The organism is Actinoplanes sp. NPDC049599, assembly GCF_044465625.1.
GTDB lineage: Bacteria > Actinomycetota > Actinomycetes > Mycobacteriales > Micromonosporaceae > Actinoplanes.
Map to the genome: position 1 here is coordinate 89,190 of NZ_JBITLX010000031.1, position 19,080 is coordinate 108,269.

At 72.3% G+C, this 19,080-nt stretch carries 12 protein-coding genes; 5 read left to right on the forward strand and 7 right to left on the reverse strand.

Annotated features, from left to right (window positions below; translation table 11 throughout):
* The first annotated feature begins 71 nt into the window (after positions 1–71).
* Positions 72–2,015: an endo-1,4-beta-xylanase gene (locus tag ACIBQZ_RS36380; protein ID WP_396093420.1), complete on the forward strand. Its 1,944-nt coding sequence runs from the start codon at positions 72–74 to the stop codon at positions 2,013–2,015.
* Here the strand turns inward: ACIBQZ_RS36380 and ACIBQZ_RS36385 are convergent.
* The 3 genes from ACIBQZ_RS36385 to ACIBQZ_RS36395 form a co-directional block, all read right to left on the reverse strand.
* The gene (locus tag ACIBQZ_RS36385) at positions 2,012–2,629 is read right to left on the reverse strand and encodes a hypothetical protein (RefSeq protein WP_396093421.1); all 618 of its coding nucleotides are present in this window, start codon (positions 2,627–2,629) and stop codon (positions 2,012–2,014) included. The two genes, ACIBQZ_RS36380 and ACIBQZ_RS36385, sit on opposite strands and share 4 nt — an antisense overlap.
* 87 nt (positions 2,630–2,716) lie before the next feature.
* On the reverse strand, positions 2,717–3,835 hold the full coding sequence (locus tag ACIBQZ_RS36390) for an arabinogalactan endo-beta-1,4-galactanase (protein ID WP_396093422.1): 1,119 nt from the start codon (positions 3,833–3,835) through the stop codon (positions 2,717–2,719).
* A gap of 185 nt (positions 3,836–4,020) precedes the next feature.
* Positions 4,021–4,788: a pectate lyase gene (locus ACIBQZ_RS36395; protein WP_396093423.1), complete on the reverse strand. Its 768-nt coding sequence runs from the start codon at positions 4,786–4,788 to the stop codon at positions 4,021–4,023.
* A 132-nt stretch (positions 4,789–4,920) separates the two neighbouring features.
* Here ACIBQZ_RS36395 and ACIBQZ_RS36400 point away from each other — a divergent pair, with 132 nt between their 5' ends.
* Positions 4,921–5,622, forward strand: a complete 702-nt coding sequence (locus ACIBQZ_RS36400) for a hypothetical protein (RefSeq protein ID WP_396093424.1) — start codon at positions 4,921–4,923, stop codon at positions 5,620–5,622.
* A 110-nt stretch (positions 5,623–5,732) separates the two neighbouring features.
* On the opposite strand, the gene ACIBQZ_RS36405 is transcribed toward ACIBQZ_RS36400, so the two are convergent.
* Positions 5,733–7,733, reverse strand: a complete 2,001-nt coding sequence (locus ACIBQZ_RS36405; RefSeq protein ID WP_396093425.1) for a beta-galactosidase — start codon at positions 7,731–7,733, stop codon at positions 5,733–5,735.
* A 48-nt stretch (positions 7,734–7,781) separates the two neighbouring features.
* Between ACIBQZ_RS36405 and ACIBQZ_RS36410 the strand changes: the two genes are divergently transcribed.
* Positions 7,782–10,067, forward strand: coding sequence for a glycosyl hydrolase family 95 catalytic domain-containing protein (locus ACIBQZ_RS36410; RefSeq protein WP_396093426.1), 2,286 nt, complete (start codon positions 7,782–7,784; stop codon positions 10,065–10,067).
* On the opposite strand, the gene ACIBQZ_RS36415 is transcribed toward ACIBQZ_RS36410, so the two are convergent.
* From ACIBQZ_RS36415 to ACIBQZ_RS36425, 3 genes are read right to left on the reverse strand one after another with little or no spacing between them, the layout of a single operon-like run.
* On the reverse strand, positions 10,057–10,974 hold the full coding sequence (locus tag ACIBQZ_RS36415; protein WP_396093427.1) for a carbohydrate ABC transporter permease: 918 nt from the start codon (positions 10,972–10,974) through the stop codon (positions 10,057–10,059). The two genes, ACIBQZ_RS36410 and ACIBQZ_RS36415, sit on opposite strands and share 11 nt — an antisense overlap.
* The gene (locus tag ACIBQZ_RS36420; protein ID WP_396093428.1) at positions 10,971–12,002 is read right to left on the reverse strand and encodes an ABC transporter permease; all 1,032 of its coding nucleotides are present in this window, start codon (positions 12,000–12,002) and stop codon (positions 10,971–10,973) included. Before ACIBQZ_RS36420 ends, ACIBQZ_RS36415 begins: the two co-directional genes overlap by 4 nt.
* Positions 11,999–13,672: an extracellular solute-binding protein gene (locus tag ACIBQZ_RS36425; RefSeq protein WP_396093429.1), complete on the reverse strand. Its 1,674-nt coding sequence runs from the start codon at positions 13,670–13,672 to the stop codon at positions 11,999–12,001. The genes ACIBQZ_RS36420 and ACIBQZ_RS36425 overlap by 4 nt, the downstream gene beginning before the upstream one ends.
* Before the next feature lie 204 nt (positions 13,673–13,876).
* On the opposite strand from ACIBQZ_RS36425, the gene ACIBQZ_RS36430 reads away from it, so the two are divergent.
* A complete protein-coding gene (locus ACIBQZ_RS36430; RefSeq protein WP_396093430.1) occupies positions 13,877–15,085 on the forward strand; it encodes an ROK family protein in 1,209 nt (402 codons plus the stop codon).
* Between the two features lie 198 nt (positions 15,086–15,283).
* Entirely contained in the window at positions 15,284–18,100 is a 2,817-nt protein-coding gene (locus ACIBQZ_RS36435) for a glycoside hydrolase family 3 C-terminal domain-containing protein (protein WP_396093431.1), read from the forward strand.
* Positions 18,101–19,080: the final 980 nt, after the last annotated feature.

The following is a 19,080-nucleotide window of genomic DNA, read 5'->3' on the forward strand; positions in this document are numbered from 1 at the left end:
CGCTCCCATGCAACGATGACCGTCACTGTCCGCTCCCCCGGACCGCGACCCCCATCGTGAGGAACTCCGTCATGCGCCTGACCCCGACCCGCGCCGTGCTGGCGCTGCTCACCGCGGCGGCCCTGACCGCGCCCGCCCTGATCGCCGCCGCACCCGTCGCGGCGGCCGATCCCACCCCGGTCGCCGTGGTGACGAGCGAGTTCGAGGACGGCACCGCGCAGGACTGGACCGCACGGGGCGCCGCCGTGGTGGCGCCCAGCGACGCGGTCGCGCACGGCGGCACCGGCAGCCTGGCGGTCACCGCGCGCGCCGCCACCTGGCAGGGCCCGATGCTGGACGTGCTGGGCCGGTTCACCCTCGGCACCCAGTACACGATCTCGGCCTGGGTGCGGCTGGCCGACGGCGCCGCGGCCGACAGCGCCCGGCTCAGCGTGGAGCGGCGCAGCGCAGGAGTGGCCGCCTACGACCAGGTGGTCGGCAACACCGCCGTCACCGCCGGCGGCTGGGTCAACCTCACCGGCCGCTACACCCTGGCCACCGAGGTCGACTTCCTGAGCGTCTACGTGGAGACGGCGAACACCACGGGCTCGTTCTTCCTCGACGACGTGAGCATCTCCTACGTGCCCGCGCAGCCGATCCAGACCGACATCCCGTCGGTGCGCGACGTGGTGACCGAGTTCCCGGTGGGCGCCGCGATCACGGCCGCGGAGACGGTCGGCGTGCACGGGCAACTGCTCGCCAAGCACTTCGCCTCCGTCACCCCGGGCAACGCGCTCAAGTGGGACGCCACCGAGCCCAGCGAGAACACGTTCCGCTACACCGAGGCCGACCCGCTGATCGCGTACGCGAAGGCGCACGGGATGGCCGTGCGCGGCCACACGCTGGTCTGGCACAACCAGACGCCGGCCTGGGTCTTCACCGACGAGGCAGGCGCGCCGATGACCGCGACGGCGGCCAACAAGGAGCTGCTGCTCGCCCGGCTGACCAATCACATCCGCAACGTCGCCGCGCACTACGGCACGGACATCGCGGTCTGGGACGTGGTCAACGAGGTGATCGACGAGAGCCAGGCCGACGGCCTGCGGCGCAGCCAGTGGTACGCGATCACGGGGCTGGACTACATCCGCACGGCGTTCACCGTGGCGCGCGAGGTGGCGCCGCACGCGAAGCTGTTCATCAACGACTACAACACCAACGTGCCGGCCAAGCGCGACGCCCTGTTCAACCTGGTCAGCAAGCTGCGGGCGGAGGGCGTGCCGATCGACGGGGTGGGCCACCAGATGCACGTGAACGTGGACTGGCCGACCGTCGCCGAGACCGAGGCGATGCTGCAGAAGTTCGTACCGCTGGGCCTGGAGCAGCAGATCACCGAGATGGACGTCAGCATCTACCGCAACAACAGCGAGACCTTCCCGGCGCCGCCGGCCGACCGGCTGCTCCAGCAGGCGTACGTGTACCGCGACATGTTCGCGCTGTTCCGCGAGTACGCCGGGGAGATCACTTCGGTGACGTTGTGGGGGCTGGCCGACGACAACACCTGGCTGGACACGTTCCCGGTGACCCGCAAGGACGCGCCGCTGCTGTTCGACACCACCCTGCAGGCCAAGCAGGCGTACTGGGGCGTGGTCGACCCGAGCCGGATCAGCCCCAGCAGTTCACCATCCGCCTCCGCCTCCGCCTCCGCCTCGCCGGCGCCCGGCGGGGGCTGCGCGGTGTCCTACCGGGTCACCGGCAGCTGGCCGGGCGGCTTCCAGGGCGACGTGACCCTCACCAACCTCGGCCGGGCCGCGCTCACCGGCTGGTCGCTGTCCTGGTCGTACGCCGACGGTCAGCGGATCACCCAGGCCTGGAACGGCACGGCGGCCCAGACCGGCGCCGCCGTCACGGTCACGAACGCGTCCTGGAACGGCACGGTGGCCCCGGGCGGCACGGTGTCGTTCGGCTTCCTGGCCTCCTGGACCGGCGCGAACCGCGCACCGACCGCCTTCGCCCTCAACGGGGTCAGCTGCACCTAGGGTGCCGCTTCCTGCCGCTTCTGCGGCGCCGGGGGGTTCGGCTCCGCCGTCCCCTCGGCGAGTCGCGCCTGTCCCGCCTGTCCCGGCCGGGCCAGGAACTGCCGTTTGAACTCCGCCGACCGAGCGCCGATCTTCCGCAACCGGAGACCCTCATGGATCTCCGCCAGGTCGGCCTCGGCGATCATGCAGACCAGATGTTCGAAGTACGCAAAATGGGTGGGCGACCGCAGCGTGCGCTCCACCATGATGTACGGCTCCAGCGCGAACCACGACCGGCGCGCCCGCCACGGCATCAGGCTGACGACCATCTTCTCCTGGATGCCCCCGAAGACGGCGAGAAAGCCCAGGCTGCCGTAGTAGAGGCCGATCCGGCTGACGTGCCGCCGGGCGTCGGCGGGCAACGCGCCGATCCCGCCCTCGGGGGAATGCTTCCGCAATTCGTTGACCACGAACTCCTCGCTCTCGAGGAACTCGGTGGTCCGGCACTCGCGGGTGAGCAACTCGATCGCCACCAGCGTCTCGTTGGACCTGCGCATCGACCGGAGCTGATGCACGGCGAACAGGCTGGACGCGGCGACCGCGGAAACCGAGATCAATACGGCGATGAGGTTCACGGCCAGGCTCAGATTCAATCCGGGACCCCCGTCGTCCGAAGTGGCTCGGCCATGACCCCGAGATTATCGACAGCGGTCAACCGGCGCTCAGCTGATCCACTTCACCAGGCCGTTGAAGACGTTGGTCCAGTTGAAGACGGCCATGTTGTCCCAGCCGTCACCGGAGCCGGCGATGTTCCGCGGGTCCCAGCCGTTGCCCGGCACGGCGGTCCAGGTCGGCTCCCAGTAGAAGACCCCGGTGGCACCGCCGGCCTTGGCCGCGTTCTGCACCGCGGTGAAGGCCGCTGCCTGTCCCGCCCAGGTCGCCGGGTAGCCGGAGCAGGCGGTGGTGATGCTGTTGCCCGTGCCGTCGGCGTTGTTGGTGGTGAACGGGGTCGCGGTCTCGGCCAGGATCGTCGGCTTGCCGTACCGGGAGATCATGTCGGCGATGACGCTGGTCATGTTGGCCATCGTGCCGTGCCAGTTGCAGTAGTACGACAGGCCGGTGATGTCCCAGGCGACGCCCTTGGCCCGGATGCCGTCGTAGAACCAGCGGGCGTGCGCGTCGCTGTCCGAGTTGGCGGTGTGGATGATCACCTGGGTGGACGAGTTGCAGGCCTTGGTGGCGTTGTACCCCGACTTCAGCAGCAGGCTCAGGTTGGTGAAGTCGTTGTTGACCACCTTGCCGTCGTTCCACAGCATGCCGACGTTGATCTCGTTGCCGATCTGCACGCTGTCCGGCGTGGTGCCCTGCGCCTTCAGGCTGGTGCACAACCCGTACGTGTAGTCGTAGACGTCCTTGGTCAGCGTGCTGATCCCGTGGCTGGACCAGGCCGCGGGCTTGGTCTGCACGCCCGGGTCGGCCCACGTGTCGGAGTAGTGGAAGTCGATCAGCAGCTTGAAACCCTTGGCCTTGACGGTCCGGGCGTACGCCAGCACCTTGGCGGCGTTGTTGTAGCCGCTGACCGGGTTGTTCCACACCCGCAGCCGGATGTAGTTCACCCCGGCGCCCTTGAGGATGTCGAGCGGGTCGGCGACGGCCCCGGCCGCCGTGTAGTACTTCGCACCCAGCTCGACCGCGCGCTGCAGGGTCGAGACGTCGGCGCCGCGCATCGACAGCGTGGCGGCCTGCGCCCCGGCGGGAGCCGCGACCGCCGCGGCGGGCAGGGTGACGGCGAGGAGGGCGCCGAGGACGCCGAACCGCTTCCGGACTGCACGGAGGAACATGGGCGACCGCCTGTCGATCGAATCCTGTCAATACTGGGAGCGCTCACAGTAATCGTGTTTCCGGCTCGCTGTAAACAGGTGACAGCGAGATGAACCAGCAGGTCATATCGTATGGTGCGAAATTTGGGAGCGCTCACAGCAGAGCGCCCCCGACCGGCGGGTCGACGGCGCTCTGCGGGGTGGCGCTACTGCACGGTGATCCCGGTGGCGACGCAGGCCACGCCGTCCGGCTCGGTGGCGATCTTGACGGGCTCCGCACCCGTGTCGTTGCCCTCGAACAGGTCGCACACGTGCACGTCATCGGCGCCCGAGCCGGTGATGGTGATGCCCGACAGCGTCACCCTGTCGCCGAGGTTGACGTTCACCGCGGCGATCACCTTGCCTGGCGCGGTCGCCGTGACCCCGGAGATGGTGACGGTCCGGGCCGCCTGCTCGTCACAGTTGCCGCAGGAGCGGTAGAGCTTGCCGAAGTCCGTGACGGCGAAGTCGCGGATCGTCACGGAACCGCCGGCGAGCCGGTTGTCCTGGAACACCTTGTCGGTGCCCTGGGCCGCCGAGCCGCCCTCGACCAGCACGGTGGCGCCGGCGCCGGTGAAGGTGGCCGCGTCCTCGCCGACGTCCTCCCAGTTCACGTTGCGCAGCGTGCAACTGCCCAGGCAGTGCACCCCGTCGGCGGCCGGCGCGCCGAGCGTCACGTTGGTCAGGGTGGCGCCGTCGGCCAGCTCGAACATGGCGTCCTGCCCCTCGGCCTGCCCGCCGTCGCCGAGTTCCGGGCCGGCCACGAAGCGCCCGCCCTGCCCGTCGAAGGTGCCGGTCACCCGGACGGTCGCGGTCACCGTCTCGGTCTCCGCCGCGGACGCCATCCGGGTGCCGGCCACCGCCGCGGCGATGCTCAGCGCGACGACCCCGGCGACCAGTACGCGACTCCTGCGGCGCTGTGCTGCTCGTGCCATGTGCGTGCCTCCTCGGTTGCGGACCTCACGGCTGTTACACGGACCCGCCACCGCTCCGGATCACCGCCGCCATCAATCGACATGTATCGTTGCACTTAGTTGCGATTCCAAACTAACGAAGGAGGAACGGCCATGAGACGTTCCCTGCGGGTGCTCACCGGCACGCTCGTCGCCGGGCTGCTGACCGCCGCATCCGCCCTGGTCGCGGCGCCGGCCCAGGCGGCGGTCTGGTCGTCGACGGACCGGTGGGGCACCTGGTCGAGCAACGGCTACACGCTCTACAACAACGTCTGGGGCAACGGCTACGGCCCGCAGACGATCTGGGCCAACTCGGCGTCGAACTGGGGCGTGTGGGCGAACCACCCGAACACCGGCGGCATCAAGTCCTACCCGAACGCGACCCGCTACCTGGGCAAGCGGGTCAGCGCGCTGGGCACCACCACCAGCAGCTTCAACGTCACCGTGCCGACCAGCGGCGTCGCCTTCACCACCGCGTACGACATCTGGTCGTCCGACAACGCCCACGAGATCATGCTGTGGATGAACAAGTACGGCGCGGTCGGCCCGCTGGGCACCCTGCAGACCACCACATCGGTGGGCGGCCACACCTGGGCGATCTACCGCGGCTCGAACGGCGCCAACCAGGTCTACTCGTTCGTGCGGACGAGCAACACGTCGGCGGGCACCGTGGACATCCGGGCGATCGCCCAGTGGATCCGGGCCCGAGGCTGGTTCGGCGACGTGACGATCGGCAACGTGCAGCTCGGCTACGAGATCACCTCGTCGGCCGGCGGCAAGGACTTCAGAACGAACTCGTTCTCGGTCACCGGATGAGCGGACGCCGCGGCCGTCCCGACCGGCCGGCCGCGGCACCACGCACCCGGCTGGAGCCGCGCGGTCCGGCCCCGCGGATGATCGCGGTGCGATCCTGTCGGTGCCGGTGGTCAGGATTCGCGGATGACCGCGGCGCCGCCCGGCGGGAGCCGCAGCACGCCGGTCACGGTCGCGCCGGTCAGCAGGTCCGTCCCGGCGGCCGGCACCTCGTGCCCCTCGCCCGTGTGGTTCAGCAGGAACAGCCAGGTCCGGCCGTCCTGGTGCTGCCGGACCGCCTCCACGCCGGGCACCGCACCGGCCGGGTCCGGCGTCACTCCCGCCGACGCCGCGACGGCGGCGAGCAGGTCTCCGTAGCCCTCGTCCGCCGGGCGGGTGGAGACGTAGTAGGCCACCCCGGCACCCACCGCGTGCCGGGTGACCGCGGGCAGTCCATCCAGGACACCGCCACGGTAGGACAACAGGGCCTCGGCGCCGGCGAGGTGCACGGTCTCGCTCCACAGCTCGCCGGCCATCGCCGCGCCGGCGTCTGTCCCCGGGCCAGGGGACAGCTTGACGCGGTCGTCCGGGCCGAGCGGATGGAATTCCTCGACCCGCACGCCGAGCAGCTCCCGCAGCGCCCCCGGATACCCCCCGGTCCGCACCCGGGCGCACTCGTCCGCGACCCCGCTCAGGAACGTGACCACCAGCGTCCCCCCGGCCTCCACCCACGACCGCACCCCCGCGGCCTGCGCGTCGGTCATCAGGTAGTGCATCGGCAGCACCAGCATCCGGTACGCCGCCAGCCCCTCCAGCGCCCCGATCACGTCCGTCCCGAGGCCCCGCCGCCACAGCGCCCGGTGCACCAGCTCCGCCTCCTCGGCGTGGTCCAGCCGGTTGGACGGCAGGCCTGCCCCCTGCAGCGCCCACGCCGACGGTTCGTCGTACCCGATCGCGATGGCCGCCCGCACCGTGCCGCCGGCCGTCTCGCCGAGCCGGTCCAGGGTCTCGCCCAGCGCGACCGCCTCGCGGAACACCCGGCTGTCCGGGCCCGCGTGCGGCACCAGCGCCGAGTGGAACAGTTCGGCGCCGCCGCGTGGGGCGCGCCACTGGAAGAACAGCGCGCCGCGCGAGCCGCGGGCCACCGCGGCCAGGCTGTGCCGGGCCATCCGCCCGGGTTCCTTGGTGTGCATCCGGTCGGCGGCGTAGATGAGGTTCGGGGCGGTCTCCATCAGCAGCCAGCCGGGTCCGCCGGGACTGTGCCGCGCCCAGCCGCGGGCCAGGTCCGCCGCGAACGCCGCCTGCTCCTGCGCGCCCGCGCCCGGATCGGACGGGTAGTGGTCGATGGCGACCAGGTCCACCTCGCGGGCCCAGCGGGCGTGGTCGACCGGCACCCAGCCGCCGAGCACGAAGTTCGTCGTCACCGGCACGCCGGGGGTCGCGGCGCGCAGCACGTCGCGCTGCTCGGTGTACGCCGCCAGCAGCTCGTCCGAGGTGAACCGGCGGAAGTCCAGCACCTGGGCGGGATTGGGCAGGTACTGGGTGCGGCGCGGCGGCCGGGTCTGCGCCCAGTGCGTGTAGTGCTGGCCCCAGAACGCGGTGGTCCAGGCGTCGTTGAGCTCGTCGAGGCCGCCGTACCGGTGCCGGAGCCAGGAGCGGAAGGCCTCGGCGGTCAGGTCGCAGTGGCAGGTGGTGCCGTACTCGTTGTGCACGTGCCACATGGTCAGGGCGGGGTGGCCGCGGTAGTGCTCGCCCAGGGCGGCGGCGATGCGGCGGGCGGCGTCGCGGTACGCCGGCGCGCTCGCGCAGTACGTGTCGCGGCTGCCGTGGCTGAGCCGTACGCCGTCCGGGCCGACCGGCAGCACCTCGGGGTGGGCCACGCCGAGCCACGGCGGCGGGGACGCGGTGGGGGTGGCCAGCACCGCGCCGACCCCGTGGGCGGCCAGCCGGTCGAGCACCTCGTCCAGCCAGCCGAAGGCGTACCGGCCCGGCGCGGGTTCGAGCCTGGACCAGGCGAAGACGCCGACGGTCGCGGTGGTGACCCGGGCGCGGCGCATCAGCTCGGCGTCCTCGGCGTGCACCTCGGCGGGCCATTGTTCCGGGTTGTAGTCCCCGCCGTACAGCAGCCGTGGCATGCCGCTCCCCGCTTGTAGTTTGTTGGGATTCCCGCCAAACTAGGGCCGGTGCGGGACGCTGTCAATTGGGAGCACGCGCTGGTGACCGGCAACGGCCGGCAGGGCGCGCTGTGCTGGGGCACGCCCGCGGCGGTGCGGCTGACCGTCTCGCACGAACGGCTGTTCCTGCCGCTGGGCCCGCCCCTGCCAGCGCCGGACACGGCCCCGATCCTGCCCCGGCTGCGGGACCTGCTCGATCGAGGGGAGTACGCGCGGGCCGCCGAGGCGGTGTGCGAGCGGGCGGTGGCCGGCGAACCGGCGTACGCGGAGACGGTCTGGATCGATCCCCTGGTCGGCGCCGCGACGCTCACCGTGCGCCCGCACCGGCCGGGCACGGACCTGGACCGCAGCGTCGACCCGGCGACCGGCGTGGTCGTGCTGCGCTGGCGCGACGAGCTCGGCGAGGCGCGGGTGGAGGTCTTCGCCTCCCGCCCGGCGGACGCCATCGTGGTGCGGCTGACCGCCACCGGCGGCTTCTCCGGCACCCTGGACCTGCGCCTCATCGACGGCACCCCACCGCGCCCGGTGCGGGCCCGCACCCGGGCGGTCGCCGGCGGCCTCACGCTGCACGCCACCTTCGACGCGCCGTGGCCCGGCGCCCTGAGCGGCTACCGCGTCCGCTGCCAAACCCTGACAGCCGACGTCACCGGGCAGCACCCCCGCGAGACCGGCACCCGGACCGTCGCGGGCGCCGCACAACCGGAGAGCAGCAGGCACCCCGGCACGGGCGCCAGACCGCCAGAGACCGGCATCCACCCCACCCCGGGCGGCGCCAGCCTGGAAGTGCGGTCGGACGCCACCCTCGTCATCCGCACGCTGCTGCCGGGAGACCCGGAGCCGGAGCTGCACGGCGACTTCGACTCCCTGCTGGCGGCGCACCGCGCCGTCCACGGCGAGCTCATGGCCCGCGTCCACCTCGACCTGGCCGCCGACCCCGCCGACCGCGCCGCCCCCACCTCGGCCCTGCTCGCCCGGCCGGTCGGCCCGGCCCTGGTGGAGCGGCTCTTCGAGGCCGGCCGCTACGCCATCGTGAGCAGCACCGGCGACCTGCCGCCCACCCTGCAGGGGGTGTGGAGCGGCACCTGGACCCCACCCTGGTCCAGCGGCTACACCTTGGACGGCAACCTGCCGGCCGCGGTCGCCGCGCTGCTGCCGACCGCCACGCCCGAGCTGCTGCTCCCGGTCTTCGACCTGCTCGAGGCGCACCGCGACGACATGCGGCACAACGCCCGCCGGCTGTACGGCGCCCGCGGCCTGCTCGCCCCCGCGCACCTGTCCACCCACGGCCGGCAGAACCACTTCGGCCCGGTGTGGTGCCTGACCTTCTGGACCGCCGGCGCCGCCTGGATGAGCCGCCTCTACGTGGACTACTGGCGCTACACCGGCGACCGGGAGTTCCTGCGCCGCCGGGCGTTGCCGTTCCTGCGCGAGGCCGCCGACTTCTACCTCGACTTCGTCCAGATCCGCGACGGCCGGGCGGTGTTCAGCCCCTCGTACTCGCCGGAGAACGCGCCCGCCTCGACCGGCTCGCAGGCCTGTGTGGACGCCACCATGGACGTCGCGGTCGTCCGCGACCTGCTCACCAACCTGCTGCGGTTCGCCGCCGACGACCCGGCGGCGCCGCGCTGGCGGGCGCTGCTCGACGCGCTGCCCGCCTACCGTGTCGCCGAGGGGATGCTGGCCGAGTGGTGCCGCGACGGGCTCGACGACCAGCCGGCGCACCGGCACGCGTCGCACCTGTGGCCGCTCTGGTACGAGCCGGACCCGCTGATCACCGGCGATCCCACGCTGCGCGCGGCGGCGGTCGCGGCGGTGCGCAGCCGGCTGGCCTGGTGGGCGGGCGCGGAGTCCGACGAGATGGGGTACGGCCTGGCACAGCTCGGCCTGGCCGCGGCCGCGCTGGGGCTGGCCGAGGAGGCGTACGGCACCGTGGTGACCATGGCGAGCCGCTACTGGCGGGACAACCTGGTGCCCACCCACAACCGCGCCGCGTTGTTCAATGTGGATATCGCCGGCGGCCTGCCCGCGGTCGTCGCGGCGATGCTGGTGCGCTCGTCGCACGGCCGGCTGGACCTGCTGCCGGCGCGGCCCGGGGCCTGGCCGCGCGGGCGGGTCATCGGGCTGGCCGCCCGCGACGCCGTCCGGATCCTCGACCTCAGCTGGGCGCCGGACCGGGTGGAAGCGGTGCTGTGCGCCCGCCGGGAGACCCGGGTGGTCGTCGGCGCCCCGCTGGGGACGCCGACGACCGTGACGTTGCCGGCCGGCCGGCCGGTCTCGCTCCGGTTCAGCCCTTGACCGCCCCGATCATGACGCCGCGGGTGAAGTACCGCTGGACGAACGGGTAGACCAGCGCGATCGGCGCCACGGTGACCACCACCACGGCCATCTTGATCGCCAGCGTAGGCGGCAGGGTGACACCCGTGGCCCCGGAGAACTGCGGTGCCTGCCCGGCCAGGATGTAGCTCTGCAGCACCCGCTGGATCGGGAACTTCTCGTTGTCGTCGATGTAGAGCAACGCGTTGAACCAGACGTTCCAGTAGCCGACGGCGTAGAAGAGACCGACCACCGCGATCACCGCCCGCGACAGCGGCAGCACGATCCGGGCCAGGATGCGGAACTCCCCCGCGCCGTCCACCCGGGCGCTGTCGAGCAGCTCGGCCGGGATGTTCTGGAAGAACGCCCGCACCACGACCAGGTTGAACACGCTGACCGCGCCCGGCAGGATCAGCGCCCAGATGCTGTCCTTGAGGCCCAGCCCGGTCACCACGAGGTAGCTCGGCACCAGCCCGGGATAGATCAGGAAGGTCAGCAGGAAGTAGAAGAGCAGGCCGCGGTGCAGGACCGAGCCCGGCCGGGACAGGCCGTAGGCCGCGAGCACGGTGAGGATCAGGCTGAAGGCCGTACCCAGGACGGTGAGCAGGGTGGTGAACAGCAGAGCCTTGCTCACCTGGCCGCCGGAGAAGATGATCCGGTACGCCGAGAGGTCCAGCTCGCGGGGCACCACCACCAGACCCCCGGCCGCGTTGATGGTCTGCCGGGACGCCAGGCTGGTCACCAGCACCACCCAGAGCGGCACCAGCACGGCCAGCACGACCCCGGTGAGCACCACCCCCTTGGCGGCCTGGCCGGCGACCGTGGGGTCCTCCTCCCAGGCCGGGCGCTCGGGATGCCGCCGGCGCACCGGGCGCAGGGTCGTGGTCATGAGCGTGAATACACCCCCCGTTCGCCCAGCACGTGGGCGAACTTGTTGGCGGCCAGGATGAGCACCAGCCCGACCATCGCCTTGAAGAGCCCGGCGGCGGCGCCGAAGCCGTAGTCACCGGTGGCGATGGCCTGGTAGTAGACGAAGGTGTCGAGCACCTCGGCGGCCTGCCGGCCCACCGCGTCGCGTTGCAGCAGGAACTGCTCGAAGCCGACCGACAGCGCGTCGCCCAGCCGCAGGATGAGCAGCAGCACGATGACCGGGCGCAGGTTGGGCAGGGTGATGTGCCACAGCCGGCGCCACCGGCCGGCGCCGTCCACCGCCGAGGCCTCGTACAGGTTGGGGTCGATCGCGGCCAGTGCGGCCAGGAAGACGATCGTGCCCCAACCCAGGTCCTTCCAGACCGCCTCGGCGGTGACCAGGACGATGAAGGTCTCCGGGTTGGACATGATCTCCGGTGGCGTGATCCCGGCGTCGCGCAGTTCCTGGGAGAGCAGCCCGGCGCCGCCGAGCATCTGCACGAAGAACGTCACCACCAGCACCCAGCTGAAGAAGTGCGGCAGGTAGACCACGGTCTGCACGAAGCCGCGCAGCCGCCGGGACAGGATGCTGTTCAGCAGGATGGCCAGGGCGATCGGCAACGGGAAGAAGAAGACCAACTGGAACGCCGTGATGGACAGCGTGTTCCAGAACGCGTCCCAGAAGGCCGGATCGCCGAACAGGTCCTCGAAGTTGCCCAGGCCGATCCACGGGCTGTTCAGCAGGGCCTGCAGCGCGCTGTCGCCGAGGTAGGGGTTGTAGTCCTGGAAGGCCACCACGTTGCCCAGCACCGGCAGGTAGTGGAAGACCAGCAGGACCAGCGCGCCCGGCGCCACCATGACCAGCAGCGGCCAGTCACGGCGGAGCCGGGCGCTCAGGGGGGAGCGCCGGGGCCGCTCAGCGGGCCGGCGGCGGGACGCCGGCGGCCCCGGCGCGGCCGGCTCCGGAGGTACCTCCGGAGCCGGCCGGCTGGCCTGGTCAGCGCTCATCGACCGGCGTCGGTCAGCGCCGTGCCGAGCATCTGGCGGGCCTCATCACCGCCGGCCGCACGCCACTCCTGGATCACGACGTCGAGGTCGGACATCGGCCGCCGGCCCCGGAGGATGTCGGTGATCTTGTCCTCGGTGGGCACCTGGCCGGCCTTGTACTTGGCCGGCATCTCGAACTTCAGCCCGTCCCAGGGGTCCTTCTCCAGGTACTTGATCGTCTCGTTGGAGTACGCCATCACCTGCGGGACGTAGTCCGGCGTCTGCGGGTACGGCTGCACCACGGGGCTGCGGCCGCTGATGAAGAAGTACTGGTTCTGGATCTCCTTGAAGCCCAGGTCGGTCTTGGCCGGGCCGGCCGGGGTCTGGGTGCTGTGCTTGCCGTCGACGCCGTACTCGCGCAGGGCGAACTCCTTGGTGCCGAACGGCGCGGAGCACCAGTTGCTGATCCGCAGCAACTCTTCGACCCGCGCCTTGCCGAGCCCCTTCTTGATGAACAGGTACGAGATCGGCTCGTCGTCGCCCCAGGCCAGCGGGTCGCCACCGGTGGCCGAGAAGAGCGGGACGGGCTGCAGGTTGAAGCCCTTGGTGATCTTCTGCTGCTCGGCCTGCATCGGCTGCCACATGCCGGGGCCGCCCTGGGCGAACATGATCTTGCCACCGGCCAGCAGCGCGTTGGCGTCGCCGCCCTTGCTGGCGACCAGGTCCGGATGCACCAGACCGGCCTTGTAGACCTTGGCCATGAACTCGGCGGCCTGCCGGTACTCCGGGGTCTCGTACTTGAACTCCGGGGTGCCGTCGGCCTTGAGCCGCCAGCCCTGCTTGCTGCCCGGTGCCTTGTAGTACATCTGGACCATCTGGAAGATGTCGGTGAAGGCCCAGACCCCCTTCTTGGGATCGGTCACCTCCTGGCCGATCGAGAACAGCTCGTCGATCGTCTTCGGGGCGGTCAGGCCGGCCTTGTCGAGCAGGTCCTTGCGCTGGAACATCGCCCAGGGGAACGGGCCGTCGGTCGGGTTGGGCACGGCCATCAGCCGCTGGTTCCAGCACGCGTTGCGCCAGGCGCCGGCCGGGAACGTGGCCAGCATCGGATACGCCGCCACCGCGCCGCCCTGCAGGTACGGCGTCAGGTCCTCGAAGAGCGCGGCGACCGCGTCGCTGAACCGGGCCAGCTTCTCGACCTCCCAGCTCGGCACGCAGAGCAGGTCGGGGACGTCCCGGGCGCCGAGGATCGCGCCGAGCTTGTCCGCGTAGGTGGCGCCGTCCTGCACGCTGAAGTCGATGGTGGCGCCGAGTTCGGCGTTGATCGCCGTCAGGTAGGCGTTGCTCGCCCCGGCCGGCGGCGCGGGCCCCCAGACCGGCACCATCGCCCGGATCGGCGCGCCGCCGGCGCCGGGCTTCTCGGTGATCGCGTCGACCAGGCTGGCGGGGTACCTGGTGTAGCCGTCCGGGACCGGCCGGGTGCCGAGGATGTCGGGCTTGGGCGCCCCGGCGAAGGTCTTCTGCTCCGGCAGCACACCGGAGAGCTTGTCCAGGTTCTGGGTGGCGCCGCCGCGGGTGGACTTCTCGCCGCAGCCGGCCAGTGCTCCCCCGCTCGCAACGGCGACGGCGCCCAGGCCGAGCAGGCTCAGGAAGCCCCGGCGGTCGGCGGACGGGCCCGTGGGTGGTGTCACGGCGCGCTCCTTTTATAACGGTCGACGGGAGCGACAGCCTCCCGCTACAGTTTGTTTGGCTTGTAGCCAAACAAATTAGCCGACCGTCGATGGACCCACAAGAGCTGCCCACGCTCCGGTGGCGGGGCGGTGCGGCATGATGAACGGGCCGGCCGGGGAAGGCCGGCGGCGAGAGGCAGGACAAACGTGATCAGTACGCACGGCATGACGCGGCCGGCGGACTTGTCCGACGTGCGGACGACGAACCTGGCCGTCGTGCTGCGGTTCGTCCGCACCCATGCGCCCTGTTCGCGAGCGGACATCGCCGCGTCCACGGGACTGAACAAGGCGACCGTCTCCAGCCTGGTCACCGACCTGCTGGAGCGGCGCTTGCTGCGCGAGACCGGGCTGACGGAGAACCGGATCGGCCGGCCCGCCTCGATGCTGACGCTGCAGAGCCGGCCGTACGCCGCCATCGGGATCGAGGTGGCCGCCGACCATCTGGTGGCGATCGCCGTGGACCTGACCGGCGAGCGGCTGCTGACCTGGCGGCGCACGTACCCCGGCTTGGACGGCACCCCCGGGCGGGCCGAGGCCGCCGTCGCGGCCCTGGCCGGCCGGGTGGTCGCGAAAATGGCGGCGCAGGAGCGCCGGGTGCTCGGGCTGACCGTGGCCGCACCGGGGCTGGTCGGTCCGGGCGGCGCGGTCCGGTTCGCGCCACACCTCGGCCGGCCCGCCCTGGAGCTGGGCGCGGCCCTGCAACGCGGCCTGCGCCACCCCGAGTTCGAGGTGACCATCGACAGCGCGGCCAACCTGGCGGCCCTGGCCGAGCACCGCGGCGGCGCCGAGGCCGACACGCCCCACCTGCTCGCCCTGATCGGCGACGTGGAGATCGGCGCCGGCATCGTGACCGACGGCCGGCCGCTGCGCGGCAGCCGGGGCTTCGCGGGCCAGGCCGGCCACCTGCAGGTGGACTGCGCCGGTCCACCCTGCCGCTGCGGGCGGCGGGGCTGCCTGGAGGCGGTCGCCGGGCTGCCGGCGCTGGTCCGGCGCGCGCTGCCGGACACCGAGCAGGACGGCCCGATCACCGACTACGCCCCCGAGCTGGACCGGATCACCGCGCTCGCGGCCAACGGGGACGCGCACGTGACCGCGGCGCTCGCCGAGACCGGCCGGCTGCTGGGCCGCGGCGTCTCGATGCTCACCGAGCTGCTGGACCCCCAGGTCGTCGTGCTGGGCGGCAGCTTCGCCACGCTGGCGCCCTGGATGCTGCCCGCGGTGGAGGCCGAACTGGCGGCCCGGGCGGTGACCGCGGGCGACGCCGGCTGCCGGGTCACCGCGTCCACCCTGCACCCGGACGCGGCCGCGCTGGGCGGCGCGATGCTCGCCCTGGACCGGCTGGAGACGGGAAGGTTGCCGGCCCCGGCCGCCTGAACATCGATCGATCTCGCCGTTCCTCTTGACCGGCGTCGATGCCTGGTGCCAACCTCAGAAGGCTCCGCCGTAACACGGGTGTAACCACATCGTTCCGGCGGAGCGTTTTCCGCATCCTCATCGAAGCGCTTCGACAGTCGGGCCGCAGCCACGGCCGGACCGCACCGCTTGGATCCCACGCCGAGGAGAACGCCCGCCATGACCGACCCCTATGAGGACAGCGGCGCGCCGCTGTCCGAGCGGGTCACCGACCTGCTCACCCGCCTGACCCTGCCGGAGAAGGTGGCGCTGCTGCACCAGCACCAGGCCGCGGTCCCCCGCCTCGGCGTCGGGCCGTTCCGCACCGGCACCGAGGCCCTGCACGGGGTGGCCTGGCTCGGCGAGGCCACCGTGTTCCCGCAGTCGGTGGGCCTGGGCGCCAGCTGGGACCCGGACCTGGTGCGCCGGGTCGGCGCGGCGGTCGGCGACGAGGTACGCGGGCTGCACCAGAAGGACCCCGCCGGGGTGGGCCTCAACGTGTGGGCGCCGGTGGTCAACCCGCTGCGGGACCCGCGCTGGGGGCGCAACGAGGAGGGCTACGCCGAGGACCCCTGGCTCACCGGCGTGCTGGGCAGCGCGTACGCCCGGGGCCTGCGCGGCGACGACCCGCGCTACCTGCGGACCGCGCCGACGCTCAAGCACTTCCTCGGCTACAACAACGAGACCGAACGGCACCTGACCTCCAGCGACCTGCCCCCGCGCGTGCTGCACGAGTACGAGCTGCCGGCCTTCCGGGCGCCGATCGCCGCCGGGGCCGCGGTCGCGGTGATGGCCTCGTACAACCTGGTGAACGGGCGGCCGACGCACCTCAGCCCGCTGCTCGCCGGCGAGCTGCGCACCTGGACCGCCGACGACGTGCTGGTCGTCGGCGACGCCGGCGCCTGCACCAACCTGGCCGGCGCACAGGGCTACCTCGGCGACCACGCCGCCGGTTTCGCCGCCGCCGTGCGCGCCGGCATCGACTGCTTCACCGAGGACCCCGGCACCACCATGACGGCGCTGCACGAGGCGCTGGACCGCGGCCTGCTCACCGCGTCCGACGTGGACACCGCGGTGCGGCACATCCTGGCGATCCGCTTCCGGCTGGGCGAGTTCGATCCGGCCGGGCCCAACCCGTACGCGGGCACCACGGCCGAGGTGATCAACTGCGTCGAGCACCAGCGGCTGGCCCGCGAGGCCGCCCGGGCGAGCGTAGTGCTGCTGAAGAACAGCGAAGCGGTGCTCCCGCTGGCGGCCGGAAGCACGGTCGCGGTGCTGGGCCCGCTGGCCGACACGGTGCTGGCGGACTGGTACAGCGGCACCCTGCCGTACGCGGTGACCGTCCGCGCCGGGCTCGCGGAGCGGCTCGGCGAACAAGCCGTCCGCACCGCGGAGGGGGTGGACCGGGTCAGGCTGCGCACCACGGCCGGCACGGTGCTCGGCGGCGACGGCCCCGAGGGCGCCCCGCTGCGGATCGGCGAACCCGGCACCGGACCGGCCGCGGCCTTCGACCTCGTCGACTGGGGCGGCGGCACGATCACGCTGCGGTCCGCCGCCAACCGGCGCTACGTCCGCGCCGACGAGAACGGCGTACTGGTCAACGACCGCCCGGAACCGGGCGGGTGGGTGGTCCGGGAAACCTTCGAACCGGTCCGCCACCGGGACACCGTCGTGCTGCGCCACCTGGCGAGCAACCGGTACGTCGCAACGGGCCCGGACGGCGTGCTGCGGGCCGACGCCGCCTCCGAGGAGACGGCCACGACGTTCACCGTGGAGCTGGCGGAGGACGGCGTGGCGGCGGCCGCGGCGCTGGCCCGGGACGCGGACGTCGCGCTGGTGGTGCTCGGCAACCACCCGATGGTGGCGGGCCGGGAGACCGAGGACCGGGTGGACCTGGCCCTGCCGCCGCGCCAGGAGGCGCTGCTGCGGGCGGTGCGGGCGGCGAACCCCCGGACCGTGCTGGTGCTGACGAGCAGCTACCCGTACGCGGTGAGCTGGGCCCAGGAGCACCTGCCGGCGCTGCTGTGGTCGGCGCACGGCGGCCAGGAGCACGGCACGGCCCTCGCCGACGTCCTGCTGGGCGAGGAACCGACCGGCCGTCTCCCGCAGACCTGGTACCGCGGCGCGGACGAACTGCCGGACCTGCTCGACTACGACATCATCGGCAGCGACGCGACGTACCTGTACTTCCGCGGCACCCCGCTGTACCCGTTCGGCCACGGCCTGGGCTACACCCGCTTCGAGCACCACAACCTGAGGCTGAGCACCCCCGAGGCCGAGTCCGGCGCCGAGGTGGAGATCAGTGTTGAGGTCGTCAACACCGGCGACCGGCCGGGCACGGAGGTCGTCCAGTTCTACACCCGGCAGCGCCGTTCCCGGGACAAGCAGCCGCTGCGCCAGCTGCGCGGCTTCCGCCGGATCCACCTGGCACCGGGCGAACAAGCCACGGTGACACTGCCGCTGCGAATCGCCGACCTGGCATTCTTCGACGTCGTGCAGAACCGCCCGGTCGTGGAGAGCGCCCGGCACACCGTCCTGACGGGCCGATCCTGCAAGGACATCACGGCATCAACAACACTGACGGTCCGGGGCGAGGAACTCCCCCACCGCCGCGCGGACATCCTCCGCGCGGCCAACCGGGACGACGAATACGGCACCACCCTGACGGACGAGACCCTGACCCACGGGGACGCGGTCCTGGCGCTGCGCGACGGCGCCTGGCTGGCCTTCGACCGGGTCGACTTCGGCTCGGGCAGCAACCGGATCACGGCAGCAACGACGGCGGCGCACGGAGCAGGAGCCCGGATCGAGGTCCGCCTGGACGAGCCGCTGAGCGGACCGGTCGCGGCGATCCTGGACGTGCCGGAAACCGCGGACAGGCACGAGTGGGCAGAGGTGGCTGCGCCGCTGTCGGGAGCGGTCGGCCACCGCGACCTGTATCTGGTCTTCCCTACGGCGGGGGCGAGGGTAAGCAGCGTCCACTTCGGCGAGGGGTGAGAGGGGTCGAGGTGGGTGGGTGGTCGTTGCCGGCTTGAGTCCCTGGGTGGGGCGATCCCTGCCCGCGAGGCCGGGGCGGGCGCGGATCCGTCAGCCGGCCGGCGTCCGCTCATGGCCTGCCGACCCGGCGCAAGGCCAACTGCGGCACGTGCCCGACCGGCCACCGGGCGGGCGTCCCACCGTCGGGCCAACGCGGGACGGTGACCGGCGCGATCCGGGTCACGAGCGCAGGCCGGGCCCCCAGCGCAAGCCGAACCACCAGCGTGGGCCAGACCATCGCCGCCGGGCCCATCCACCAACGCAAGCGAGCCATCGGCGCTGGTAGGCCGGCAGCGAGAGTCCGGCCGCCAGCGCAAGCGGGCCACCAGCGCTGGCGGCCCCGCCCACCGCGCCCCGGGCCCGGCCACCAGCGCGAGCCAGACCACCAGCGCGAGCCAGACCACCAGCGCGAGCCAGACCACCAGCGCGAGCCAAACCACCGCAGCCGGGCCCATCCACCAACGCAAGCGGGCCACCAGCGCAAGCGGACCACCAGCGCAGCTAGGCCTATCCACCAATGCGGGCGAGCCACCACCGCAGGCACGCCGTCGGCGTGGGCCAGACCACCGCACCAGGCCTCGGCCGCCAGCGCAGGCAGGCCACCACCGCAGGCGCTGCCGCGGGCCGGGCCGGGCCGGGCTGGGCCACGAGCGCATGCCCGGCACCGCACCCGGGTCCGATACGATGCGCGTCGGATGCATCCTCCATTGCCACGTCTGCTGGCTACCGCGTCCCTTTAATTCGCGGTTTCCGCGGCTGATCGCCAGATCTTGGAGCACGACGGTGAGGAGAGTCTTTTGCGTGGTTGGTGTATCGGGCGATGGCAATAGCCCGCCGGAGTGATGTGGGCCGCGCGCCGACCGCCACCGACGCGCAAGATTTCGATCTTGTTGATGTGGTGTGAGCTCGGCGTTTTCAGCCGGTGGTTGCATCACCGAGGA